Genomic DNA, 341 nt, shown 5'->3' with positions numbered 1-341 from the left:
GTCGGGGTGCTGGAGGAGGGTGTGCTCGATCTCGCCGGGCTCGATGCGGTGGCCCCGGATCTTGACCTGTTGGTCGGCACGCCCGTCAAAGCACAAGACCCCGTCCGTACCGCGGTGGGCCAGGTCCCCGGTCCGGTACATCCGTGAACCGGGTTCACCGTACGGATCCGGCAGGAAACACCCCGCCGTCATCCCGGGCCGCCCCACGTAACCGCGTGCCAGACCGCACCCCGCCACGTACAGCTCGCCCACCGCACCGGCGGGTACCGGCTCCAGATCCGGGCCCAGCACATACGCCCGCGTATTCCCGATCGGCCGCCCGATCGGCACCGAGACAGCAG

Annotated in this window: 1 protein-coding gene; it reads right to left on the bottom strand. The window is 70.4% G+C overall.

The window, feature by feature from the left end; translation table 11 throughout:
* The coding region (locus IH54_RS0138890; protein ID WP_031526388.1) for an AMP-binding protein at nt 1–341 on the bottom strand (341 nt) is incomplete at both ends.

The organism is Streptomyces sp. NRRL F-5123, from assembly GCF_000721495.1.
GTDB lineage: Bacteria > Actinomycetota > Actinomycetes > Streptomycetales > Streptomycetaceae > Actinacidiphila.
This window is presented reverse-complemented; position numbering and strand designations above follow the sequence as displayed.